We start from the raw sequence: 21,519 nt of genomic DNA, 5'->3' as shown, positions 1-21,519 counted from the left end.
AATATGCCGCCTCCCCGATTTGAACGCCGGAAGACTTCGCTGCGCTCGTCTTCCGAGCCCCCGCTCGCCGCGCTCGCGGGGACGGGGGACAGCTCGATCTTCAGTCGAAACTCCCGAATCTAAACCGTGTCAAAAAGCCATGCCGCCTCCCCGATTTGAACGGGGGACAGCTCGATCTTCAGTCGAGTGCTCTCCCAGTCTGAGCTAAGGCGGCTCGCAATCTGACCAACGCCGATTCGAGACAAAAGGATTTCGAAAGGCGGCGACCGGGTCGGCGCGTCGCGTCGCCCCGCCGTCGTCCGCGCGCGCGGCCTCGCTCGGCGCCGCCTCGAACGCGATCGAGACCGGCACCGCGGCTCGATTCGATTCTTCACTTCAAAGCATCGGCCGTTTCGATCGCTTACTTGAAAGCACCGTTCGTTGACCCGATCAACTCCGTTCAAGTCGCCCGAAATCGGTTCAATTCACCGCCACGGTTTCCGGTTTTTACCACCCTTCCGGCACACCGACCAGATGCGATGACCCGACACACTCGACGTTCGGTCGTGAAGCTCGCAGGTGCATCGGTCGCGGCCGCCGCGGTCCCCGGCGTCGTGTCGGCGGCGGATGAGTCGGCCTCCGACTGGACCGCCGCGAAGACCCCGGTCGACGGGACCCTCCACGACGTTCGGTACACCGCCGCGAACCCGCACGCGGTCGGGGCGGGCGGCGTGCTGATCGAGCGGACGGCGGCCGGCTGGGAGACGGTGTTCCGCGGCGGCGTCTCCGGCAACGGCAACGGGCTCCGCGGCGCCGCGGTCACCGACGACGGCGAGCGCCTCTGGATGGTCGGCAACAGCGGCGCCGTCGGTGAGTACGACGTGACCACCGGCAACCTGGTCGACCGGTCGCAGCCGAACGACGCCTCCAACCAGTTCAACTCCGTCGCGGTCACGGGCCCCGCGGGCGACGCGGACGTGTACGTGGTCGACGACTCCGGGCTGGTGTACTACAGCTTCGAGAACGGCGAGGAGGGCACTTGGAACTACCTCACGCCCGGCTCCGGCGCCGGCATCCCCGCCGTCGACTTCTACGGCGCCCGCGCGGGGACCCTCATCGACACGAACGGGAAGGTGTTCGCCACCGACGACGGCACCACGTGGGAGCCGTTCGGCATCGAGGACGCGGACACCACCTTCGCCGGGCTCGACGCCGACGCCCCCGACGACGTGACCGTGGTCGGCGGCAGCGGCTCGCTCTACGTCTACGACGGCGTCGAGTGGCGGTCGGACCGGATCGCCGAGGCCGGCCTCAAGGACGTGATCACCGGTGGCGCCGGCGGGGTCGCCGTCGGCGGGAGCGGTACCGTCGTCGAGCGCGAGGACGGCGACTGGACCGTCGTCGACACGCCTTCCGGACAGAACCTCCGCGCCGTCGCGGCGTTCGACGGCGACCGCGACTACGTCGTCGGCGCCAGCGGGACGGTGCTGGAGCGGTGAGGCCCGCCCTCGGTGATTTGACACTCGGAATAACTTTCGGCAAATAGTCAGCTCACACTGGCCACATTCTTTCTAGTAGATAATCTTTTGCAAAATTAATCCGATAATCTTCTTTTTCCGGTGGATCTACTCGAAGTGAGATCGAACTACCAAACGAATCGTCCGATACGAGATACCATTCCTCTTTCTCAGGATTCTTAAATGAGTAGTAATCGACGTTGTTTCCGTTCGCATTGAATCGGATCAGTCCGTTCTCGATCCATGCCGATTCGACACGGATTCGAAAATAAGATCGGTCGTGTTAACTTAAGCATCGGTTCCAGCAGACGGCGAAGGCTCGGAGCCATGATTCTGCCGCCGTCGGCTCCGCATTTCTAAACGTATTTGAAAATGAAGAAGTTCGTCGTTTTATTTCTCGAAAGACACGTTCAACGGCATTCCGATTTCCATGGCGAGTGATTTGAAATCGAAGTGAGGTTCGTGAGAGTGCTGCTGTGAGGTGTCCGCCAGCATCAACGAGAAATAGCGCGTCCTCAACGTGGTGTTTCTCTCTGAGATCGCGGAGAAACACCAGCGTAAATTGTTGATTTTGGACGGGAAATACGTCAACGTGAAGGAATTCATTTGTCCGAGGATCGACGGCGGCATACAGCCAGTATCTGTCCGAATCGATCTGAATCGCAGTCTCATCGACCGCAACGCGATTCGGGCTCGTACCGTCAACTGGCTGTAAATCGGCCTTTTGAATCCAGTTGTGAATTGCTGTTCGACTCCGCTCGACACCCAACCTTTCAAGATACTGTTTGGTATTCGAAAGTGATAGTCCAGCAAGATGGAGTTGAATACCGGTTTCAATGATCTCGTGGGGTGTCCGCTCACGCTCCACAAACTCCAAGTCGATCCAATCAGTAGAGCCGCCGAGGCGGTTGGATTCGGACATAGACCATTCGAAACACCGACCGCCTCGTTCTTAACTTAACATCGCCTTCGTGCCCCTGTCGTGACCTTTTACTCCCGCGACGGAGACCCTCGGGTATGCACTTGGAAGGGACCGTTCTCGTCGGTCCGGAGTTCGAACCGATCGAGGGACGGGTCGTGGTCGCCGACGGCGAGATCGTTCGGATCGAAGAGGAGTCCGTCGAGAGCGACGACGTGATCCTCCCGGCGTTCGTCAACGCCCACACGCACATCGGCGACTCGATCGCCAAGGAGGCCGGCGAGGGGCTCTCGCTCGACGAGCTGGTCGCGCCGCCGGACGGGCTCAAACACCGGCTCCTGCGCGAGGCCAGCCGCGAGGAGAAGGTCGCCGCGATGGCGCGGAGCCTCCGGTACATGGAGTCGACCGGGACCGGAACCTTCCTCGAGTTCCGCGAGGGCGGTGTCGAGGGGGTCGCCGCGCTCCGCGACGCGGTCGCGGGCGAGGGCGTCGACTTCGGCGAGCGCGCGATCGACCCCGTCGTCCTCGGCCGAGACGACCCGGACGTGCTCTCGGTCGCGGACGGGTACGGCGCCTCCGGCGCCCGCGACGCCGACTTCGACGCGGTGCGCTCGGAGACCCGCGAGGCCGGCAAGCTGTTCGGGATCCACGCCGGCGAGCGCGACGCGGACGACATCAACGCCGCGATGGATCTCGACCCCGACTTCCTCGTCCACATGGTCCACGCCGAGGGGATCCACCTCGAACGGCTCGCGGACCGCGGGACGCCCGTGGCGGTCTGCCCGCGCTCGAACCTCGTGACGAACGTCGGCGTGCCGCCGATCCGCGACCTCGCCGAGCGGACGACGGTCGCGCTCGGCACCGACAACGTCATGCTCGACTCGCCGTCGATGTTCCGCGAGATGGAGTTCGCCGCGAAGCTCTCCGACCTCCCGGCCCGCGAGATCCTGCGGATGGCGACGGTGAACGGCGCGGCGATCGCGGGGCTGAACCGCGGCGTGGTGGCGGAGGGCGCCGACGCCGACCTGCTGGTCCTCGACGGCGACTCCGACAACCTCGCTGGTGCGCACGACCTCGTCCGCGCGATCGTCAGGCGGGCGGGCGCCGCCGACGTTTCGCGGGTCGTGATCGGCGGTGACCCGGTAGACGGGTAGGAGACCCGGCGGGGGACTGAAACCGCTCGGGACCGTACGTTCGATCGATGACCGCGTTCTCGCTGCTGTCCGGACTCGCGCTCGGACCGGTCGTCGGACTGCTCGCGACCCTCGCGATGGACCGCGTGATGCCCCGGCTCCCGGAGGGGACGACCGCCCCGCGGGTCGCCGCGGGCGTGCTCACCGACACGCCGGTCGACGGGGCGCCGGAGCGGCTGGCGACGTGGGTCCACTACGTCGCCGGCGTGGGCTCCGGGCTCCTGTTCGTCGGCCTCGTCGCGGCGGTTCAGACCGCGCTCGGCGTCGGCACCGCCGTCGCGCTGGCGGTGGCGGGCCACGCGATGTTCGCGTTGATGGTCGGCTTCTTCGCGCTCGTTCCGCTGCCCCGAGCACGGGGGCTCGCCCGCCAGCGGCTCTCGCGGATTCGGCGCGACTGGGCGCTCTGCGCCGCGGTCTACGTGGTCACCGCCGCGTTGCTCGTCGCGCTCGCGGTCGGGGCCTGAGACCCCGCGCCCGGCCGGGAGAGAAACGGTTTAGTCGCTGGCTCGTGCCCGTCAGGGCATGCACGCGATCACTCGATCCGGCTGGATCGAGGTCATTTCGGGATCGATGTTCTCGGGGAAGACGGAGGAGCTGCTCCGCCGGCTCCGGCGCTCGGAGATCGCTGGTCAGTCTGTCGCGGTGTACAAGCCCGCCGTCGACGACCGCTACGGCGAGACGACGATCGGGACCCACAACGGCCGGCAGTGGGACGCGACGGTCGTCGACAACGAGGGGGACGGTCCCCTCGACATCCTCGACGACGACCCGTACCCCGAGGTCGTCGCGATCGACGAGGCGAACTTCTTCTCCGACGCGCTCGTGGAGGTGTGCAACGCTCTCGCGGACAACGGGACCCGCGTGATCGTTTCCGGCACCGACCAGACGTTCCGCGGCGAGCCGTTCGAGCCCCTCCCGGAGCTGATGGCGACCGCCGAGTACGTCGACAAGCTGCAGGCGATCTGCTCGCAGTGCGGCGAGCCCGCCTCCCGGAACCAGCGGCTCATCGAGGGCGAGCCCGCCCACGTCGACGACCCGACGATCCTCGTCGGCGCCGAGGAGTCCTACGAGGCGCGGTGCCGCGACTGCCACGTGCTGCGGACCGGCGAGCGCTCCGAGGCGGACCGGGCATACCTGACCGACGACTGATGGGGCGACGGTGAGCGGCTCCTACCCCCGGTCGGTCGCGTCGCGGTAGGCCCACAGGTGGCCGCGCCCGTCAGGCAGGTCGATCGGGCGGTACGTCCGCAGGAGGACGCGGCCGTCGGCGAGCGCGATCCGCTCGTCGTCGACGGGTCGGCGCGCGTCGACGATCGCCTCGATCCCCTCGACGAACGACTCGGGGTCGTCGAACAGCTCGCTCATCTCGACGGCGAGCCGCGCGCAGTCGCGACCGGTCGCCGCCGACGGGTCCCCGTCGAGACCGAGGAGGTCGTACAGGCGGCGGTTGACGCGGATGACCCGCCTGTCGGCGTCCTCGGCGAGCACGCCGACCGGGAGCGTGTCGAGCACCGTCGACAGGACGGCGTTCGTGCGCTCGAGCTCCCGCTTGCGGGTCGCCTGCTCCGTGACGTCCTCGAACTGCGAGAAGACGCGGATCACCTCGCCGTCCTGGTCGGTCACCACCTGGTTGTGCCACGCGCAGCGGATCCGCTCGCCGTCGGCGCGCACGTTCTCGTTGACGCTCCGGTACCCCCCCTTGTCCGAGAGGAGCTCCCGTTCGACCGCCGCGACGTGGCGGTGGAGCTCTTCGGGGACGAAGCGCGTCCACGTCCCGCCGATCAGCTCCGACTCCGAGTAGCCGAGGATCTCCTCGGCCGCCGGGTTCACCCGAACGATACGGAACGCCTCGTCGTACTCGATCGTCCCGAGCGGCGACTGCTCGATGAACCGCGAGAGTCGCTCCTGGCTCGCCGCCAGCGCCGCCCGCGAACGGGACTGATCGACCGCGTTCCGGACCCGGTTCGCGAGCACCGTGTACTGGTCGGTCCCCGAGCGCTTCTGGATGTAGTCCGTGACCCCGGCGGAGATCGCCTCGCTCGCGATCTCCTCGCTCCCCTTTCCGGTGAACAGGACGAACGGAACCGCCGAATCGCGCTCGCGGACGCGTTCGAGGAAGGCCAATCCGTCCGTCCCGGGCATCTCGTAGTCGCTGACTACGCAGTCGATCTCCCCGGACTCGATCGCGTCGAGCGCGGCGTCAACGTCCGTCTCCGACCGGATCTCGAACCCGTCGTCCATTCGCTCTAAGTAGGTGGCGACGAGGTCGAGGAAGGCCGGCTCGTCGTCGACGTGTAACACCCGGACGACCGAGTCGTGCTCCCCGTGCGGACGAAGGGGCGGGTCCGACATTGCGATACCATACCACGACCCCGTGCAAATACGTTCGGGTGGTCGCGAAACGGTCCTCCACGAGACGCCGGTCCGAGAAGGCTCTTCTCCGCGCTTATTCCCCGAGGGCGTCGATGTCTTCGACGGCGTCGCCGGCAGCCCCCTCGTCGTCCTCGGCGGTCGCGACGCCGTACAGCCCGACGAGCGCCGCGAGCACGAGCACGGCGCCCTCGGCGCGCGCGGCGACGTGGACCCACTCGCGGGGCTCGGCCTCTCCGGCGTTTCGATACAGCGCCTTCGTCCACAGGCGGACGACCCGCCGCGGGACGAGCGTTTGGACCAGTCCGCCGATTCCGGCGACCAACAGCAGCAGGGCCTTCATACCCTCCCTTCGCGGGACGGGTGCAAAAACGATGCGGCGCGCTCTCACGGCGCGGCGCGTCCTCGCGGTGCGCGCTCACGCCGGCTCGGCCGCGGCGAGGTAGCGCCGGCAGGTCGCGGCCGCCCACTCCCGGACCGCCGGCGCGTCCGACCACAGCAGCGCGGCGAGCCCGCGGTCGTCGAACAGCCCGACGACGGCCCGGTCGCCGACGAGGAGCACGCCGATCGGGGAGTCGCCGTCGTGGCGGTGCGCGTCGACCCCGTGCTCGGCGAGGACCGACCGGATCACGGCTCCCGAGGGGCCGGCCAGTCGGTCGGCGGCCCGCCCGGTGAAGACGAGGCGGACGGTCCGGCCCTCCTCGCGGGCAACGCCCCGCCCCTCGCCGTCGCCGTCGCCGTTCCCCAACACCCGCCGCGCGAGGGCGGTGTCGGCGCGAGGCACGACCCCGACGACGCTGTCGCCCGAGGCGACGAGTTCGGGGAGTCGAGCCGCCGGCCCCGGGTCCTCGCCGCGCTCGGCGAGGCCGGCGGCGATCGCTTCCGTATCGCCCGTCTCGGCGCCGGCCGTCTGGACGGTGTCCCCTTCGGCGCCGACCGCCTCCGCGACCAGTTTCCGGAGGGCCGCACCGGGGGCGTCGCCGTCAGCCATCCGTTTGCGCCGCGAATCCGCCTTCGCTACCGTCGCTCTCGCCGCTTCCTCTCCTCTCGTCGCTTCCCCACCTCTCGTCCCCCTCGTCCGGACGGGGCGGATACGTCTGCCGCCCGCCGTGCGACCGGCGCGCGAGCAGCCGAGCGGTCGCGCGCCGGCGGTCGCCGGGACGCTCCTCGGTCGTCTCGTCGTAGTACAGCACGGTCAGCCCGAGCCCGGCGCGCAGGAGCTCGTTGGCCGCGAACCGGTAGCGGTCGCTGCTCGGTCCCGAGGGCGTCGCGTCGGCCGACCGCAGGTGCCCCTCGACGAACAGGTAGCCGCCGGGCGCGAGCGACTCGGTCAGGTCCGCGAACCGGTCGAGCGCGTGGAAGAAGCTCATCGCGATCAGCTCGTACGCCTCCGCCGGGAAGCCGTAGGTCCCGGCGTCGGCCTGGATCGTCTCGACCCGGTCCGCGACGCCGCGCTCCGCGGCGCGCTCGCGGACGATGGAGAGCCCCTCGCGGGAGGCGTCGAGGGCGTCGACCGCGTACCCCGCGTCCGCGAGGTAGATCGCGTTGCGGCCGGTGCCCGTGGCCACGTCGAGCGCGCGGCCGTCGGGGATCGCGGGCTCGTACGAGCGCAGCACGGGTGACGGCTCCGGGGCGCGCGGGTACTCCCCGGACGCGAACCGGTCGTCCCAGTCGGTGTCGGTCACGGTCGTCCTTCGGCGCCCCGCGGCGTAAACCTCAGGGGCGTGTCGCCCGCAGGGCGTCCATGGCCGATTCGACCGACGCCGCCGCGCGCCTCAACGCCCTGCTGACCGACCGCGAGGAGACGCTCGCGACCGCGGAGTCGCTGACCGGCGGGCTCGTGGGGTCGCGCGTGACCGACGTGCCGGGCGCGAGCGCGTACTTCGACCGGGGGTTCGTCACGTACACCTACGACGCCAAACGCGAGCTGCTCGGGGTGTCCCGGGAGTCGCTCGACGCCCACGGCGCGGTCAGCGACCCGGTCGTCCGCGAGATGGCCGCCGGCGCGCGCGACCGGGCGAACACGGACTGGGCGGTCGCGACGACCGGCATCGCCGGGCCGACCGGCGGCACCGACGAGAAGCCGGTCGGGCTCGTGTACGTCGGCGTGGCCCACGCCGCGCCGTGGGGGACCCAGGAGTCGTTCGTCCGGACGGAGCGGGCCGTCCTCGACGGGGACCGCGACGCGGTGAAGCGCGGGGCGGTCGAGACCGCGCTCGACGCGCTCGTCCGGGCGATCGCGGACGAGGGAGCGAGCGAGGCGTGAGGCAGCGGCAGTCGATCCGGCTGCCGGTCGGCGCGGACCCGTCAGTCGAGGTACGCGTGGCCGACGACGGCGACGAGCAGCGCGGCGACGACGATCCACGCCAGCGGCTCGGCGGCGAGCAGCCGGATCGGGCGGGCCGCGGACTCGTCGAAGCCGAACAGCGCCCCGGCCGACAGCGCGCCCGCGAACACGAGCGCGGCGACGACGCCGGAAACGCCGAGAAGCAGGGCGTCGATCCGATCCATACCCCGGATCCGCGGGGGACGAATATAAACGGATCTCCGCGGCGCATCGGGTTCGCGTCGGTCCGGCAGAAGAGCCAGGGCAGGGATTTGAACCCCGGAAGTCTCGATTACAAGTCGAGTGCATGAACCGCCCATGCTCCCCTGGCGCAGGCGGGCGTACTCGGCCCACCTATGAGTGCGTGTCGCTTTCCGCGAAGGTGACCGTGTCGGTGGCGGCGCCGTGTCGCGATCAGTCGCTGGCGTCGTCGCCGTCGTCATCGTCCGCCCCGTCCCCAGCCGCGAGCGACTTCGTCAGCTCCACGCGGTGCGTCTCGTACCCCCGGTCCGCGTAGAACTCGCGGGCCCGGTCGTTCGCGGCGAGCGCCTCTAACGCGACGGTCTCGGCGCCAGCCTCGCGGAGCGCCCGCTCGGCGGCGTCCAAGAGGTCGGTCCCGATCCCCTCGCCGCGGCGCTCGGGGACGACGAACAGGTTGCTCACCGTTCCGCGGGTCCGGTCGCGCTCGTAGCCGCCGTGGTCGAGCGCGAACCCGACGAAGCCGATCGGGTCCTCGCGCGATCCGTCGTGTTCCTCGTCGGCACCGCCGTCCCGCGCGACGAAGAGCTCGCCGGTGACCACCGAGCGCGCGACCCACTCGCGGACCGCGGCTCGGTTCCCCTCGGCGAGCAGCGTCGACCCGTGCGCCCGCTGGCCCTCCGCGAGCGCGATCCACAGGTCGGTTATCGGGTCGACGTCGTCGACGGTGGCGGGCGTGACGCGCGGGCTGTCGCTGTCGACCATTCGTTCGGTCCTCGGCGCGCCGGGCGTTTGAGCCTACCGGCGAGAAATCGGTCGGGATCGCGTCACACCTCGCGGCACTCCGGGCACACCGCCTGTCCGTTCGCGCTCACGAGGTCGGGCACGAGCGCGCCGCAGCTCTCGCAGACGCCCTGCGTCGGAGAGCCGGCAGGGTCGACGCCGCCGTCCGATCCCATCATCGCCTCGTCGCCGCGCCGCGGGTTCCCCGTCGCACCCTCGTCGGCGAGCGGGTCGCGGGCGCCCTCACCGGTCCGTGGCGCGCCCGCGGCGAGCACGTCGCTCGCGGTGACGACGCCGACCGCCTCCCCCTCCTCGACCGCGACGACGCGGTCGACCCCGTCCGCGACGAGCCGCTCCTCGACGGTCGCCAGCGCGTCGTCGGGCGCCACCGCCGGGAGCGGCGGCCCCATGACCGAGCCGACCGTGAGTCCGGGGTCGCCGCCGTCGCCAGCTTCGGTCCCCGCGTCGAGGAGCGCGCCGAGCGCGTCGCGGCAGCCCAGCCGGCCGACCGCCTCGCCGCCCCGGAGGACGACGAGGCAGTTCGTCCCCTCGTCGATCAGCAGCGCCGCCGCGTCGCGCAGCGGGTCCGACTCGCTCACGCCGAGGAACTCGCGATGCATCACGTCGCGAACCGTGGTGTCTGTTCGCATGGCACGTGATTTCGCGGCGAACGGCTAAAAGGTGCCCCCGGTATCGTTTTACGTATTCCTCGCGTAGCCTGGCGATCAGCGGTCGAGCCGCGCGGACGACGGCGACGAAAAGGAGGCTTCAAACCCTCCGGCGCCCGAGGCGGGGGTATGACCATTCCCTCGTTCGTGATCGGGATCGCGGGGGGGACCGGCGCGGGGAAGACGACGGTCTCCCGGCTCGTCACCCGCGACCTCGGCGACAGCGTCACCCGCATCCCGCTGGACAACTACTACGAGGACCTCTCGCACCTCGACTTCGAGGAGCGCGAGTCCGTCAACTACGACCACCCCTCCGCGTTCGAGTGGGAACTGCTCAGAGAGCACCTCGAGTCCCTGTTAGAGGGGCAGTCCGTGCAGATGCCGCAGTACGACTTCGAGATCCACAACCGGAAGGAGGAACGCATCGAGGTCGAACCGACGGATGTGATCGTGCTCGAAGGGATCCTGGCCCTGTACGACGAGGAGATAAACGACATGATGGACCTCCGGCTGTTCGTCGAGACCGACGCCGACGTGCGCATCCTGCGCCGGATCCGCCGGGACGTGATCGACCGCGGCCGCGATCTGGAGGGCGTCATCGACCAGTACCTCTCGACCGTGAAGCCGATGCACGAGCAGTTCATCGAGCCCTCGAAGAAACACGCCGACGTGATCATCCCGGAGGGGGCCAACAGCGTCGCCGTGAACCTCCTCGAAGAGAAGCTCCGCGCCGAGGTCGAGGGCGACGCGGTCCGGAGCTGGGAGCGCGGGAGCCTCGAAGAGGAACTCGGCGAGAAGCGCTCGCTCGACATGGACGGCGACGACTGAGCCGTCCGGACACGGCCCCGCCTGGATACAAACCCGCCGGGACCCGACGCGTCTCCGAGCCGCATTTCTCAGCCAGCGGCTCCGTTTCTTCCCGTCTCGGTGATACGTCCGGAAGTAAAACCGGACGCATTGAGGTTTCGTCGCCCGTTCACGGCCGTCACAGGGCGGTCGTGACGACTGCGTAGAAGAGCAACACGGCCGCGGCCCCCAACGCAGCGTGTCCGATCGCCCCGACGGCGACGATCAGTCCGCACACGAGTCGTTCGATCGGCGCCAGCGAGTCGCCGAAGATGTCGCGCTCGACGGTTGAGACGGACATAGTTTGCCTCCAGTGGAGCGTACGTGTTGTACCGTTCAAAACACCGCGATTATTCCCAACGGCTGAAAATGAATACCCGATGAGATGTAGGTTCGATAATTTCGAACCGAATGAATTGAACAGGTACCACATGAGGGACCCACATCGACCGTCGCTAGATCACGAACTATCACTTCTGAAGGGTTTCGACGCACCGAGGGTGTACGTCCGAACTCGGCTGATCGCGCTCACCGCCGCCGGCTCGCCACCCGTTCCTCGGCGGTCTCCGCGCTGACGACCTCGTAGAGGATCGCTCGGCCGCCGTCCTCCTTCGGACGGAGCACGCGGCCGAGCCGCTGAGTGAACTCGCGCTCGCTGCCCGAGCCCGAGAGCACGACCGCGACGTTCGCGTCGGGCACGTCGACGCCCTCGTCGAGGACGTTGGCGGCGACAACCCGACCGTACGTCCCCTCGCGGAAGCGCTCCAGGATCTCGCGGCGCTCCCTCGCGCCCGTCTCCGCGGTGATCGCGGGGAGCAGGAACCGCTCGGAGAGCCGGTAGACGAGGTCGGTGTGGGCGGTGAACACGATCACCCGGTCGTCCCGGTGGCGGTCGAGGATCGATTCGAGCCGGTCGATCTTCCGGCGCGCGTTCATCATGATCTCGCGGGCGTCCTGCTTCGCAAGGAGGGCCTCGCGGGCGGCCGGGTCGTTCCCGGAGCGCTTGACGAGCTCCCGGTAGTCGCTCCCGCTGGTGAACGTGATCCCCGCGTCGCGGACGTACTCGACGAAGGTGCCCTGCTTCTCGTCGTAGCGCTCGCGCTCGTCGGGCGTCAGCTCCACCTCGATCCGCCGGATGTCGTAGGGCGCGAGGTGGTCGCCCGCCAGGTCGTCGGCGTCGAGGGAGTACACGCGATCGCCGATCAGCTCCGCGACCGTCTCGTGGGCGCCGTCGGGGCGCTCGAAGGTCGCCGTCAGGCCGAGCCGCGCGGGCGCCGCGAGCAGCCGCGCCACGTCACGGTACCCCTCGCCGCCGAGGTGGTGGACCTCGTCGAAGACGACGAACTCGAAGGCGTCGCCGACGTCCTCCGCCTTCAGATACGCCGAGTCGTAGGTCGACACCGTGATCGCTTCCCGCCGCTGCTCGCCCCCGCCAAACCGACCGATCGGGACGTCGAACTCCGCCTCCAGCTCCCGCTGCCACTGATCGAGGAGGTCGACGGTGGGGACCACGACGAGCGTCGGCACGCCCAGCTCGACCATCGCGCGGATCGCGATCACGGTCTTGCCGGCCCCGGTCGGGAGTTCGAGCACGCCGCGGTCGCCGGCGTCGCGCCACGCGTCCAGCGCCTCGCGCTGGTACTCCCGGAGGTCGTAGTCGGTCGCGAGGCCGTCGGCGAGCCCGACCGCCTCGGCGGCGCGGTCGCTCGCGTCCAGCACGCGGTCCTCGACGCTTACCCCGGCGACCTCCAGGGCACGCCGGATCGCGGCGTAGCGGTAGGCGGGGGCTCGTCCGGTCCCCGACCGCGGATCGCTCTCGACGCCGGGGAGGGGCGGGAGCGACTCGAGGGCGTCCCCTGCGGGGGTCCCTCCGCCGGCGGCGACCCGGATCGTCCCGTCCTCGTAGGTCAGCCGGACGTCCATCGGCGGACGTTGCCGACCGACTTACAAAGGGGCACCGCCTCCGTCCGCCATGCGCGCGGACGAACTCGACCCCGAGATCGCCGCCGTCGTCGACGAGATCGAGGCGCTCGGGCTCCCGGACTGGCACGCGCTCTCGGTCGACGCGGCGAGGCGCGTCGAGGACGAGGTGTTCTCCGGCGACCCGGAGCCGCCCGTCGCCGACGTGCGGGACCTCGCGTTCGACGGGCCGCACGGCGAGGTTCCGGTGCGGGTGTATCGACCGGAGGCGGCCCTCGGCGGAACGACCGACCGCGCCGGCGACGGCGACACCGCCGGCGACATCGACGCCGAAACCGACGCCGGCGCCCGCACCCTCGTCCACTTCCACGGCGGCGGCTGGACCCTCGGCACGCTCGACTCGATCGACGGCCCGTGTCGCGAACTGGCGACCCGCGCGGACGCGGTGGTCGTCTCCGTCGACTACCGGCTCGCCCCCGAACACCCCTTCCCCGCGGCGGTCGACGAGGCGGCCGCGGCCGTCGCGTGGGTCGCGCGCAACGCGGCGGCGCTCGGCGGCGACCCGGGCAGGCTGGGCGTCTCCGGCACCAGCGCCGGCGGGACGCTCGCGCTCGCGGCGGCGCTGCACGCCCGCGAGTTCGGCGCCGGGCCGTCGGGGGCCGAGCCCGCCGGGGCCGAACCCCCGGAGATCGCCGGCCAGTTCCTCCTGTACCCGATCGCGGGCCGCGACTTCGGCACCGACTCGTACCGCGAGAACGCCGACGGCCCCCTCCTCACCCGGGCGGACATGCGGTGGTTCTTCGACAGCTACCTCCGGAGCCCGGTCGACGCGTACAACCCGTTCGCGGTCCCGCTGCGGGCCGACGACCTGGGCGACCTCCCGCCCGCGACGGTCGTCACCGCCGGCTTCGACCCCCTCCGCGACGACGGGGTCGCCCTCGCGGAGCGGTTCGAGCGCGAGGGGACCCCGGTCGAACACCGCCACTACCCGGCGATGGCGCACGGGTTCTGTAGCCTCGCCGACCGCGTCGGCGCCGCGGAGGCCGCGCTGTCGGCGGTCGCGACCGACGTGCGGGACCGGCTCTGAGCGTCGGGAGCGGTCCCTCCGGAGGCCGTCGCGACGCCGGCGACGGCGACGCCACCAAGTGGCTCGCCGCGAAACGGGCGACCATGAGTGTCATCGGATCGGCGGTCACGTTCGTCGTCAGCCTGCTCGTGGGCGGGCTGGCGATCTTCATCGCCGCCGCGGTCGTCACCGGCGCGCGCGACTACGGCCACGCCGTGTTCACGGCGCTCGTCGGCGCGATCGTCTGGGGGCTCACGGCGTTCTTCCTCTCGTGGGTCCCGCTGATCGGCGAGTTCCTCCCGCTCCTCGCGTGGGTCTGGGTCATCCGGGCGCGCTACGGGGCCTCGTGGGTCCACGCGGCGATCATCGGGTTCGTCGCGTGGGCGTCGGCGGTGCTGGTGCTGGCGGTGCTCCCCTTCGCGGGCGTCACCGACGCGGTCGGCGTGCCCTTCGTCCGGTCGCTCGGCGCGATCTGAGCGGTTCCCTCAGTGGAGCGAGTACAGCGTCCCGTCGTCGCCGGCCCGGTCGAACGCGAACGCGTACAGGTGGTCGCCGACGACGAACGGACTGTACGCGGTCTCCTCGGACAGCTCCACGGACCAGGCCAGTTCGCCGGTCGCTTTCTCCACGGCGCGGATACGCCCGTTGTCACCGTATCTACTCCCCAGCAGGAGGTGGTTCCGCGTCGCGATCGGGAGGGTGCTCGATCCGCCGGCGATCCGCGGATCCCCGTCCGGAGCGTACGACCAAAGCGCCTCCCCGCTCGACGCGTCGATCGCGTACAGCGAGCCCCCGCCGACGGCGAACACTCGGTCACCGTCGACGGTCACGCCGGTTCGCGGCGGGTTCTGGAACTCGAACCGCCAGGATTCGGACCCGTCGGCCAGCGAGAGCGAGCGTATCCCTTCGAACCCGGACTCGTCGGCCGGACGGTCGGTCGGCAGATACAGCCGCCCGTCGCCGACGACGGGGATCGCCTCGCCGATCCGGAGCCGCCGCGACCACAGCCGCTCGCGCTCGGCGAGATCGAACGCGACGACGTTGTCCACGTCCGCAGCGGCCTCGTCGGTCGTCACGACGAGAGTCTCGCCCGAGACGGCGAGGTCCTCGGGGTTGAGTCGGGACCGACCGAGTCGCGCCGTCCAGCTGACCGATCGGCCCGACAGATCGACGGCGATGAGGTCGGTCCGCGGGCTCTCGGAGTCGTCGCTGCTCGTCACCGCGATCGCGCGATCCCCCGCGACGATCATCGTTCTCACGCTTTCCGTCTCCTCCGTCGGAAGTTCGACGGTCCACGCTTCCGTTCCCGTCGCGGCGTCGACGGCGACGAGCTCCCAACCGCGCGTTCGGTCGTTCACGCCGGCGAACAGCACGTTCCCGTCGCGGTGGAAGACGCTCGCCACGGTCCGGTAGCTGTCAACGGCCGATTCGGAGAGCCGCCACCGAACCTCGCCCGTCTCGCGCGCGTACGCGACCACGTCGGTCAACGGGGAGATGACGACCGTCTCTTCGCCCGCGACCGGCGTCGTGAAAATACGCGTGTTCAGGTCCGAGACGTCCGCGTCCCAGTCGACGATCGGCGCCGACTCGGGGGCGGTCGCCTCCCGCTGCGCCATGCTGTTCCGCGAATCGACGAAGGCGTGATCGACCGAGGACGGACCGGAGATCTCCCGCGTCTCCGGATCCGCGCCGTCGTCCTCCGCGGCGGTCTCGTTCGACCCGTCGGCGTCCCCCTCCGACTCGTCGGTCGCGTCCTCGCCCGTCGTCGGCGACGGGTCCGACGGCACCCCGATCTCTCGTAACTCTCCTAGACAGCCGCCGAGCCCGGCGATACCGAGCGCGCTCAGTCTGAGCCAGTCCCGCCTCCCGGAAGAGCCTTGCATGGACGCCCTACAGTGTCATCCCACTATAAATTGTCGTGATGAGACAAATACGGAGAGATTGAAGGGTGCTTCGAGTCTCCCGAATTGAACGCGAATCCGGCCGGAACTGTCAGTTCGCGCCGAACTTCCCGGAACCTCACTCCGAGACGGTCGTCTTCACGATGCTCACCGGCGCGGTCGACTGCCGCGAGACGCGCTCGGTGACCGACCCGAGCATCCGGCGGTAGTCGCCCGACCGGGTCTTCGATCCCATCACCGTGAGATCGATGTCCGCGTCGTCGATGTAGCCGAGGATCTCCTCGTGGGGGACGCCGTACACCAGCTCGGTCACCGCGTCGACGCCGGCGTCGGCCGCGTGCGAGGCCACCTCGTCGAGCGCCTCGCGGCCGCGCTCTTCGAGGGTCTCCTCGGCGCCCTCCGAGCCGTCGACGAACTCGTCGCCGGAGTAGGCGTTGACCACGTCGGTATCGACGACGAACAGCACGTGGAGGGTCGCGCCGTAGCGCTCGGCGGCGTCGATCGCGTGGTCGATCGCGCGGTCGACGCCCTCGCTACCGTCCGTGGGGAGCAGTATGCGGTCGTACATACCCGAGGATACGTCCCGTCACCGAATAAATCGGTCGCCGTTTCCCGAACGCTTACCACGCTCCCACACCCGGTCTCGCCCATGACCGACGCCGCGGATCGCCTGTTCGTGAACGGGGAGATACACACGCTCGCGACCCCCGACGAGACCCACGAGGCCGTCGCCGTGCGGGACGGCGAGATCGTCCGCCTCGGCCCGAGCCGCGAGGTGCGGTTCCTCGAAGGGGTCGACACCGAGGTTATCGACCTCGACGGGCGCGTGCTCCTCCCCGGGTTCGTCGACGCGCACACCCACCTGACGACGGTCGGGCGTTCCCTCGTCCACGCCGACCTCTCCGCCGCCGGCTCGCCCGACGAGGCGGTCGACCTGCTGGAGCGGCGGGCCGACGAGGTCGGAGGCTCCACCCCCGATTTGGACTCCCTAGCCGGTTCGGGCTCCCCGACCGGTTCGGACTCCCCGACCGGTTCGGACTCCCCGACAGACTGGGTGCTCGGCTACGGCTACGACGAGTCGACGTGGGACGAGGACCGCTACCTGACCCGCGAGGACCTCGACCGTGTCTCGACGGAGCGCCCGGTCGCGGCGTTCCGCGAGGACATGCACGTCGCCGCGGTCAACGGGGTCGTCCTCGACCGGTTCGCGGACGAGCTGGCGAGTGTCCCCGACGAGACGGTGCCGACCGACGACGCCGGCGAGCCGACGGGGGTCCTCTTGGAGAGCGCGATCGATCCGATCTATGAGGCGGTCGAGCCCGGTCCGGTCGAGACCCGGGAGCTGGTCGCCGCTGCGCTCGACGACTGCGCCGCGAAGGGGATCACGGGCTTTCACGACATGGTCCGGAACTCGCACGCCCCGCGCGCCTACCGCGACCTGGACGCCGCCGGGGAGCTGACCGCGCGCGTCCGGATCAACTACTGGAGCGACCACCTCGACGCGCTCCGGGAGGTCGGCCTCCCGACGAACGCCGGCAGCGACATGGTCGAGACCGGCGCGATCAAGTCCTACACCGACGGGAGCCTCGGCGGGCGGACCGCGCGGCTCTCCGAGCCGTACGCGGACGCGCCCGACGAGACCGGCCAGTGGGTCGTCGACCCCGACGAGCTGGCGGGGACCGTCGCGGACGCGACCGCGGCCGGCTACCAGTTCACCGCCCACGCCATCGGCGACGAGGCGGTCGACGCCGTCCTCGACGCCTACGAGGAGGCCGCCGAGACCGACCCCGGCGAGGCGCGCCACCGGATCGAACACGTCGAGCTCGCCGACGACGCGGCGATCGCGCGGCTCGCCGAGACCGGCGTCGTCGCCAGCGTCCAGCCAAACTTCCTCAAGTGGGCGGCCGAGGACGGGCTCTACGAGGCGCGTCTCGGGGCCGAACGCACCGCCGCGACGAACCGCTACCGCGACATGCTCGACGCGGGCGTCCGCCTCGCGTTCGGCTCCGACGGGATGCCGATGGACCCCGTACTCGGCGTCCACCACGCCGTCAACGCCCCCGCGGAGGCGCAGCGGCTCACCGTGACCGAGGCCCTGCGCGCGTACACCCGCGGCGCCGCCTACGCGGGCTTCGACGAGCACCGGCTCGGCACGGTCGAACCCGGCAAGCGCGCCGACTTCGCCGTCCTCGACGCCTCGCCGTGGGAGGAGCCGTCGGCGATACGCGAGATCGGCGTCGCGATGACGGTCGTCGACGGCGAGGTCGTGTACGACGGGCGGTGAGGGGGTCCGAGAACGCGCGCAGTTCCAGTCTGAAACCCCGCAAGCGCTGCCAGAATACAGTAGTTATTAATCGTGTAGAATCTAACGAGGAGGTATGGCCGAGATCGCCATCGAGTACGCCGCCGGCAGTCGCCTCCGGTCGGAGGCGGAGACCGCTCGACGCCTGATCGACTCCTACCTCGGCGACCGCTCAGACGTCGACCGAGTCACCCTCGCGCCATCCAGCGAGTCCGTGTTCTGCGTCAGCGTCGAGGGAGACCGCATCTGGTGTACGGATCCGCGGGAGTGGATCGACGCCGTCGAGGCGGTGACCGCGGTACGGCGGCGGCTCTCCGAGGTGTCGTGATCGGTCGCCTCCCGGGCGACCGCGTTCGCTGACGGCGGCCCCGTCCGCCGCGGGTGGGAATTCTTATTCGGCCCTTCCGCGTTGCCATCGCCATGAGCGAGACCGAGGGCCGGTGCGCGTACGTCCACGAGAGCGCCGACGCGGCCCCCGCCGGCTGGGAGTGTCCGCACCCGACCGACGACGGCGAGCGGTGCGTGTTCCATCGGCCCGCGGGCGACGCGAGCGCGGAGCGCGTCGCCGCGGCGTTCGAGGCGGCGGTCGCGGCCGGGGAGTCGGACCCGCGCCGCCGACGCTTCCACGGGGCGACGATCGAGCGGCTCGCGCTTCCCGAAGGGACGCTTCTGGCTCCCGATCGGTCTCACACCGTCGATCTCGCGGACGCGAGCGTCGGGGAGCTCGCGCTCGGCGGCGCGACCGTCGGCAGCGATCTCCGGCTCGACGGTGCGACCGTCGACGGCGGCTTCGAGGCGGGCGGACTGACGTGTTACGGCGACCTCCGCTGTCAGGACCTCCGCGCGGCGAGCGTCGACCTCGCGAAGGCGACCGTCGACGGCGTCGCCGACTTCGCGTTCGCGACGATCGACGGGTCGTTCAGCGTCACGCGGGCGGATCTCGGTCGGTTAGCGGTCAGCGACGCCGAGATCGACGGCACGCTGAGCGCGAACCTGGTTCGCGTCGACGAGCGGACCGAGCTGAACAGCGCGGCGGTCGGCGGCTCCGTCCTCGCGGCCGACGCGACGTTCGCGGGCGAGGTCCGGGCGATGGGCGCGTCGGTCGGCGGGGCGCTCGCGTTCACCGGGAGCGCCTTCGGTGACGGGTTCAACGGGAACGACGCGAGCGCCGACCACGGGATGACCGTCGACGGTCCGGTCGTGTTCAAGGGGGTCACCGTGAGGGGACCGACCGACTTCCGGTACGCGACGTTCCGAGCGCCGGTTCAGTTCCACCCCGAACAGCACAGCACCGAGACCCGGTTCGACGGCGCGGTCGACTTCGAGCGGGCGACGTTCGAGGCCGGGTTCGACTTCCGCGAGACCGTCTTCGACGGGCGGCTGTACGTCGCGGACGCGACGGTGTCTGGTCGGGGGCGTCTCGACGGCGCCGAGCTGGCGCGGGGACTGACGCTCGACCGGACGGAGACGACCGCGCCCCTCTCCGCGACCGGGGTCCGGGTCGGCGGCCCGCTCTCGATCGTCGCCTGCGAGTTCGACGGGCCGGTGGCGCTCGACGGCGGGGTCGTCGCCGGCGAAGTCGACTGTAACGGCGGCGAGCGCGGCGAAGCCACCCGGTTCGGGGCGGGACTGTCGCTGGCCGGCGCAGAGTGCCGGTCGGGCGTCGACCTCCGGTGGGTGACCTGCGGGGGACCGGTCGCCTTCCACGACCCGGAGACGGAGAGCCGGACGACGTTCGGCGACGCCGTCGACGCGACCGGCGCGCGGTTCGACGGCGGCCTCGACGCGAGGTCGGTTCGCTTCGACCACCTCGCCGGCTTCGAGGACGTTCGCGCCGGCGACGACATCCGACTCGACGAGAGCGAGATCGGTCGTCTCCGGAGCGACGTCGCTCCCGCCGAGGCGGGGGACGACCGGCCGACGGTGAGCCTCCGCCGGGGCTCGATCGACGAGGGGGCGATCGCCCATCCCGGCGACGGGACCGTCACGTACGACCTCGCCGACGCCCGAGTCGGTCGGATCCGGATCGACGCGGACGACGGGCCGGTCGGTCCGCTCGCCGCGGTCCGGTTCCTCGGGACCGAGTTCGACGGCTTCCGGTTCGCCCCCTACCACGGGGCGCTCGAGGCGACCGGCTGGCGCCTCCACGACTGCGAGGGGGCCGCCGACCTCCCGGAGCCGGACCCGGGTCCCCGACGGCTCGAGACGACGTACCAACAGGCGAAGACGGGCGCCAACGCCGTCGGGGACGCGACCGCGGCGGCGGAGTTCTTCAGGCGCGAAATGCGCCACCGCCGTGCGGGCCACGCCGCAGACCTCCGGTCGACGCGCGGGACCGACCGGGCGGTCGCCGCGTACGACTGGCTCGCGAACGCCGTTCTCGACGCGACGGCGGGATACGGGGAGCGACCGGGCTGGACCCTGCTGTCGTCGCTCGCCGTCGTCGTCGCCTTCGCTGGCGGCTACGCCGCGCTCGGGGACCCGGCGGACTCTGCGAGCGAGCTGCTGCTGTTCAGCTTCCAGAGCTTCATCACGTTCGTCGTCGGGCCGGCGCCCGCGGAGACGTTCGCCGTCCGCCTGCTCAGCTCCGTGCAGGGCTTCCTCGGCGCGTTCCTCGTGGCGCTGTTCGTGTTCGCCCTGACGCGGTCGGTCGACCGCTGAGGCGGAGTCCGCCGCGGTCGCGCCGCGCCGATTTCGGCGGCCGGGCTACCGCCCGTCGCCGTGGGCGAAGACGAACTCCCGCAGCAGCTTTCCGGCCAGCGCGGCCGCCTGTCCGTCGTCGCGGTCGTTCACCTCGACGACGTCGAACCCGTCGGCGCTCGGCGCGACGGCCCGGACGAGGTCTCGGACCTCTCGGGGGTCGAGTCCGAACGGCTCCGGCGTGCCCGTTCCGGGGGCGTACGCGGGATCGAGGGCGTCGATATCGACCGAGCAGTAGACGGACTCCTCGGAGACGCCGTCGTCGGCGAGCGCGTCGATCCACGCTCGGGCGTCCGCCGGCGGGACGACCGTCACGTCGGGGCCGTCGGCCCGGTCCCACTCCGCCTCGGAGCCGGTGCGCGCGCCGACGATCACGGCGCGGTCGACGCCGAGGTCGTCGAGACACCGGCGCGTGACGCAGGCGTGGTTCCACGGGGTCCCGTCGTACGCCTCGCGTAAGTCGAGATGCGCGTCGCAGACGACGAGGAGGTCGGGGTCGACCGCGTCGACGCCCGCGTACGTGACCGTGTGTTCGCCGCCGAGGAGCAGGGGGACCGCGTCGTCGTAGGTGACGCTCCGCAGTTCGGCGGCGAGGTGATCGAGGTACGCTTCCGCGTCGTCCCACGGGCGTACGTCCCCGGCGTCGGCGACGCCGAGCGCGGAGAAGCGGCTATCGGTCCTGCGGTCGTAGTCGTCGTACGTCTCGGCGAACCGGCGGACTCGGTCCGGTCCGAACCGAGTCCCCGGCCGAAAAGTGGTCGTGGCATCGAGCGGGGCGCCGACGACCACGTAGGAAGCAGCTTCGCGGTCGGTCGTCGCCCCGGGGAACAT

At 70.6% G+C, this 21,519-nt stretch carries 24 protein-coding genes and 2 tRNA genes; 11 read left to right on the top strand and 15 right to left on the bottom strand.

Features of this window, described 5'->3' with window-relative positions; all coding sequences use genetic code 11:
- Positions 1–140: 140 nt before the first annotated feature.
- Positions 141–214 (bottom strand) — tRNA-Phe (locus JIN95_RS05850).
- Between the two features lie 304 nt (positions 215–518).
- Between JIN95_RS05850 and JIN95_RS05845 the strand changes: the two genes are divergently transcribed.
- A complete protein-coding gene (locus JIN95_RS05845) occupies positions 519–1,478 on the top strand; it encodes a hypothetical protein (protein WP_095635657.1) in 960 nt (319 codons plus the stop codon).
- A gap of 301 nt (positions 1,479–1,779) precedes the next feature.
- On the opposite strand, the gene JIN95_RS05840 is transcribed toward JIN95_RS05845, so the two are convergent.
- Positions 1,780–2,418 (bottom strand): IS6 family transposase, encoded by a 639-nt coding sequence (locus tag JIN95_RS05840; RefSeq protein ID WP_200530785.1) that lies wholly within the window; start codon positions 2,416–2,418, stop codon positions 1,780–1,782.
- Between the two features lie 95 nt (positions 2,419–2,513).
- On the opposite strand from JIN95_RS05840, the gene JIN95_RS05835 reads away from it, so the two are divergent.
- From JIN95_RS05835 to JIN95_RS05825, 3 genes are read left to right on the top strand one after another with little or no spacing between them, the layout of a single operon-like run.
- A complete protein-coding gene (locus tag JIN95_RS05835) occupies positions 2,514–3,569 on the top strand; it encodes an amidohydrolase family protein (protein ID WP_095637163.1) in 1,056 nt (351 codons plus the stop codon).
- A gap of 47 nt (positions 3,570–3,616) precedes the next feature.
- Positions 3,617–4,072, top strand: a complete 456-nt coding sequence (locus tag JIN95_RS05830) for a hypothetical protein (protein ID WP_200530784.1) — start codon at positions 3,617–3,619, stop codon at positions 4,070–4,072.
- Between the two features lie 58 nt (positions 4,073–4,130).
- Positions 4,131–4,757: a thymidine kinase gene (locus JIN95_RS05825; protein WP_095637161.1), complete on the top strand. Its 627-nt coding sequence runs from the start codon at positions 4,131–4,133 to the stop codon at positions 4,755–4,757.
- A 21-nt stretch (positions 4,758–4,778) separates the two neighbouring features.
- Here the strand turns inward: JIN95_RS05825 and JIN95_RS05820 are convergent, their stop codons facing one another.
- The 4 genes from JIN95_RS05820 to JIN95_RS05805 all read right to left on the bottom strand — a co-directional run bounded on the left by JIN95_RS05820 (position 4,779) and on the right by JIN95_RS05805 (position 7,663).
- The gene (locus JIN95_RS05820; RefSeq protein WP_200530783.1) at positions 4,779–5,960 is read right to left on the bottom strand and encodes a PAS domain S-box protein; all 1,182 of its coding nucleotides are present in this window, start codon (positions 5,958–5,960) and stop codon (positions 4,779–4,781) included.
- 94 nt (positions 5,961–6,054) lie between these two features.
- A complete protein-coding gene (locus JIN95_RS05815) occupies positions 6,055–6,321 on the bottom strand; it encodes a hypothetical protein (RefSeq protein WP_200530782.1) in 267 nt (88 codons plus the stop codon).
- Between the two features lie 75 nt (positions 6,322–6,396).
- Complete coding sequence (locus JIN95_RS05810) at positions 6,397–6,969, bottom strand: hypothetical protein (protein WP_200530781.1); 573 nt, start codon at positions 6,967–6,969, stop codon at positions 6,397–6,399.
- Positions 6,962–7,663 (bottom strand): class I SAM-dependent methyltransferase, encoded by a 702-nt coding sequence (locus tag JIN95_RS05805; RefSeq protein WP_200530780.1) that lies wholly within the window; start codon positions 7,661–7,663, stop codon positions 6,962–6,964. Before JIN95_RS05805 ends, JIN95_RS05810 begins: the two co-directional genes overlap by 8 nt.
- A gap of 59 nt (positions 7,664–7,722) precedes the next feature.
- Here JIN95_RS05805 and JIN95_RS05800 point away from each other — a divergent pair, with 59 nt between their 5' ends.
- Complete coding sequence (locus JIN95_RS05800) at positions 7,723–8,244, top strand: CinA family protein (protein ID WP_095637157.1); 522 nt, start codon at positions 7,723–7,725, stop codon at positions 8,242–8,244.
- 41 nt (positions 8,245–8,285) lie between these two features.
- Here the strand turns inward: JIN95_RS05800 and JIN95_RS05795 are convergent, their stop codons facing one another.
- From JIN95_RS05795 to JIN95_RS05780, 4 genes are all read right to left on the bottom strand, one after another.
- The gene (locus JIN95_RS05795) at positions 8,286–8,489 is read right to left on the bottom strand and encodes a hypothetical protein (protein ID WP_200530779.1); all 204 of its coding nucleotides are present in this window, start codon (positions 8,487–8,489) and stop codon (positions 8,286–8,288) included.
- 72 nt (positions 8,490–8,561) lie between these two features.
- Positions 8,562–8,635: transfer RNA gene (locus JIN95_RS05790), tRNA-Thr, on the bottom strand.
- A gap of 83 nt (positions 8,636–8,718) precedes the next feature.
- Positions 8,719–9,267, bottom strand: coding sequence for a GNAT family N-acetyltransferase (locus tag JIN95_RS05785; protein WP_200530778.1), 549 nt, complete (start codon positions 9,265–9,267; stop codon positions 8,719–8,721).
- Positions 9,268–9,329: 62 nt separating this feature from the next.
- The gene (locus tag JIN95_RS05780) at positions 9,330–9,935 is read right to left on the bottom strand and encodes a CBS domain-containing protein (RefSeq protein WP_200530777.1); all 606 of its coding nucleotides are present in this window, start codon (positions 9,933–9,935) and stop codon (positions 9,330–9,332) included.
- 147 nt (positions 9,936–10,082) lie between these two features.
- On the opposite strand from JIN95_RS05780, the gene udk reads away from it, so the two are divergent.
- Positions 10,083–10,781, top strand: coding sequence for a uridine kinase (udk, locus tag JIN95_RS05775; protein WP_095637142.1), 699 nt, complete (start codon positions 10,083–10,085; stop codon positions 10,779–10,781).
- A 157-nt stretch (positions 10,782–10,938) separates the two neighbouring features.
- Here udk and JIN95_RS05770 read toward each other — a convergent pair whose 3' ends face one another.
- Both JIN95_RS05770 and JIN95_RS05765 read right to left on the bottom strand, forming a co-directional pair.
- Entirely contained in the window at positions 10,939–11,100 is a 162-nt protein-coding gene (locus JIN95_RS05770) for a hypothetical protein (RefSeq protein WP_198951546.1), read from the bottom strand.
- 227 nt (positions 11,101–11,327) lie between these two features.
- Positions 11,328–12,722 (bottom strand): DEAD/DEAH box helicase family protein, encoded by a 1,395-nt coding sequence (locus tag JIN95_RS05765; RefSeq protein WP_200530776.1) that lies wholly within the window; start codon positions 12,720–12,722, stop codon positions 11,328–11,330.
- A 49-nt stretch (positions 12,723–12,771) separates the two neighbouring features.
- On the opposite strand from JIN95_RS05765, the gene JIN95_RS05760 reads away from it, so the two are divergent.
- Positions 12,772–13,806 carry an alpha/beta hydrolase gene (locus tag JIN95_RS05760; protein WP_200530775.1) on the top strand — a complete coding sequence of 345 codons (1,035 nt, stop codon included), beginning with the start codon at positions 12,772–12,774 and terminating at the stop codon, positions 13,804–13,806.
- 83 nt (positions 13,807–13,889) lie between these two features.
- Positions 13,890–14,261, top strand: coding sequence for a hypothetical protein (locus JIN95_RS05755; RefSeq protein ID WP_200530774.1), 372 nt, complete (start codon positions 13,890–13,892; stop codon positions 14,259–14,261).
- Positions 14,262–14,270: 9 nt separating this feature from the next.
- Here the strand turns inward: JIN95_RS05755 and JIN95_RS05750 are convergent, their stop codons facing one another.
- Both JIN95_RS05750 and JIN95_RS05745 read right to left on the bottom strand, forming a co-directional pair.
- Positions 14,271–15,668, bottom strand: a complete 1,398-nt coding sequence (locus JIN95_RS05750; protein ID WP_200530773.1) for a PQQ-binding-like beta-propeller repeat protein — start codon at positions 15,666–15,668, stop codon at positions 14,271–14,273.
- Between the two features lie 136 nt (positions 15,669–15,804).
- Positions 15,805–16,254 (bottom strand): universal stress protein, encoded by a 450-nt coding sequence (locus JIN95_RS05745; protein ID WP_095637138.1) that lies wholly within the window; start codon positions 16,252–16,254, stop codon positions 15,805–15,807.
- An 81-nt stretch (positions 16,255–16,335) separates the two neighbouring features.
- On the opposite strand from JIN95_RS05745, the gene JIN95_RS05740 reads away from it, so the two are divergent.
- The 3 genes from JIN95_RS05740 to JIN95_RS05730 all read left to right on the top strand — a co-directional run bounded on the left by JIN95_RS05740 (position 16,336) and on the right by JIN95_RS05730 (position 20,649).
- Entirely contained in the window at positions 16,336–17,970 is a 1,635-nt protein-coding gene (locus tag JIN95_RS05740; protein WP_200530772.1) for an amidohydrolase, read from the top strand.
- A gap of 94 nt (positions 17,971–18,064) precedes the next feature.
- Positions 18,065–18,316, top strand: a complete 252-nt coding sequence (locus JIN95_RS05735) for a hypothetical protein (protein WP_095637136.1) — start codon at positions 18,065–18,067, stop codon at positions 18,314–18,316.
- Between the two features lie 92 nt (positions 18,317–18,408).
- Positions 18,409–20,649, top strand: coding sequence for a pentapeptide repeat-containing protein (locus JIN95_RS05730; protein WP_200530771.1), 2,241 nt, complete (start codon positions 18,409–18,411; stop codon positions 20,647–20,649).
- A gap of 45 nt (positions 20,650–20,694) precedes the next feature.
- On the opposite strand, the gene speB is transcribed toward JIN95_RS05730, so the two are convergent.
- Positions 20,695–21,519 carry an agmatinase gene (speB, locus tag JIN95_RS05725; protein WP_200530770.1) on the bottom strand — a complete coding sequence of 275 codons (825 nt, stop codon included), beginning with the start codon at positions 21,517–21,519 and terminating at the stop codon, positions 20,695–20,697.

The organism is Halorubrum sp. LN27, from assembly GCF_016635065.1.
Lineage (GTDB): Archaea > Halobacteriota > Halobacteria > Halobacteriales > Haloferacaceae > Halorubrum > Halorubrum salipaludis.
Note: the sequence above shows the minus strand (reverse complement) of the source record. Positions and strands in the feature narration are given on the sequence as shown.

Excerpts from the sequence above, each read along its gene's own strand:
- JIN95_RS05750 (WP_200530773.1), bottom strand. The coding sequence starts at position 15,668 with ATGCAAGGCTCTTCCGGGAGGCGGGACTGGCTCAGACTGAGCGCGCTC.
- JIN95_RS05780 (WP_200530777.1), bottom strand. The coding sequence starts at position 9,935 with ATGCGAACAGACACCACGGTTCGCGACGTGATGCATCGCGAGTTCCTC.
- JIN95_RS05800 (WP_095637157.1), top strand. The coding sequence starts at position 7,723 with ATGGCCGATTCGACCGACGCCGCCGCGCGCCTCAACGCCCTGCTGACC.
- JIN95_RS05830 (WP_200530784.1), top strand. The coding sequence starts at position 3,617 with ATGACCGCGTTCTCGCTGCTGTCCGGACTCGCGCTCGGACCGGTCGTC.
- JIN95_RS05755 (WP_200530774.1), top strand. The coding sequence starts at position 13,890 with ATGAGTGTCATCGGATCGGCGGTCACGTTCGTCGTCAGCCTGCTCGTG.
- JIN95_RS05795 (WP_200530779.1), bottom strand. The coding sequence starts at position 8,489 with ATGGATCGGATCGACGCCCTGCTTCTCGGCGTTTCCGGCGTCGTCGCC.
- JIN95_RS05745 (WP_095637138.1), bottom strand. The coding sequence starts at position 16,254 with ATGTACGACCGCATACTGCTCCCCACGGACGGTAGCGAGGGCGTCGAC.
- JIN95_RS05825 (WP_095637161.1), top strand. The coding sequence starts at position 4,131 with ATGCACGCGATCACTCGATCCGGCTGGATCGAGGTCATTTCGGGATCG.
- udk (WP_095637142.1), top strand. The coding sequence starts at position 10,083 with ATGACCATTCCCTCGTTCGTGATCGGGATCGCGGGGGGGACCGGCGCG.
- JIN95_RS05815 (WP_200530782.1), bottom strand. The coding sequence starts at position 6,321 with ATGAAGGCCCTGCTGCTGTTGGTCGCCGGAATCGGCGGACTGGTCCAA.
- JIN95_RS05765 (WP_200530776.1), bottom strand. The coding sequence starts at position 12,722 with ATGGACGTCCGGCTGACCTACGAGGACGGGACGATCCGGGTCGCCGCC.
- JIN95_RS05735 (WP_095637136.1), top strand. The coding sequence starts at position 18,065 with ATGGCCGAGATCGCCATCGAGTACGCCGCCGGCAGTCGCCTCCGGTCG.
- JIN95_RS05785 (WP_200530778.1), bottom strand. The coding sequence starts at position 9,267 with ATGGTCGACAGCGACAGCCCGCGCGTCACGCCCGCCACCGTCGACGAC.
- JIN95_RS05740 (WP_200530772.1), top strand. The coding sequence starts at position 16,336 with ATGACCGACGCCGCGGATCGCCTGTTCGTGAACGGGGAGATACACACG.
- JIN95_RS05730 (WP_200530771.1), top strand. The coding sequence starts at position 18,409 with ATGAGCGAGACCGAGGGCCGGTGCGCGTACGTCCACGAGAGCGCCGAC.
- JIN95_RS05835 (WP_095637163.1), top strand. The coding sequence starts at position 2,514 with ATGCACTTGGAAGGGACCGTTCTCGTCGGTCCGGAGTTCGAACCGATC.
- speB (WP_200530770.1), bottom strand. The coding sequence starts at position 21,519 with ATGTTCCCCGGGGCGACGACCGACCGCGAAGCTGCTTCCTACGTGGTC.
- JIN95_RS05810 (WP_200530781.1), bottom strand. The coding sequence starts at position 6,969 with ATGGCTGACGGCGACGCCCCCGGTGCGGCCCTCCGGAAACTGGTCGCG.
- JIN95_RS05845 (WP_095635657.1), top strand. The coding sequence starts at position 519 with ATGACCCGACACACTCGACGTTCGGTCGTGAAGCTCGCAGGTGCATCG.
- JIN95_RS05770 (WP_198951546.1), bottom strand. The coding sequence starts at position 11,100 with ATGTCCGTCTCAACCGTCGAGCGCGACATCTTCGGCGACTCGCTGGCG.
- JIN95_RS05820 (WP_200530783.1), bottom strand. The coding sequence starts at position 5,960 with ATGTCGGACCCGCCCCTTCGTCCGCACGGGGAGCACGACTCGGTCGTC.
- JIN95_RS05760 (WP_200530775.1), top strand. The coding sequence starts at position 12,772 with ATGCGCGCGGACGAACTCGACCCCGAGATCGCCGCCGTCGTCGACGAG.
- JIN95_RS05840 (WP_200530785.1), bottom strand. The coding sequence starts at position 2,418 with ATGTCCGAATCCAACCGCCTCGGCGGCTCTACTGATTGGATCGACTTG.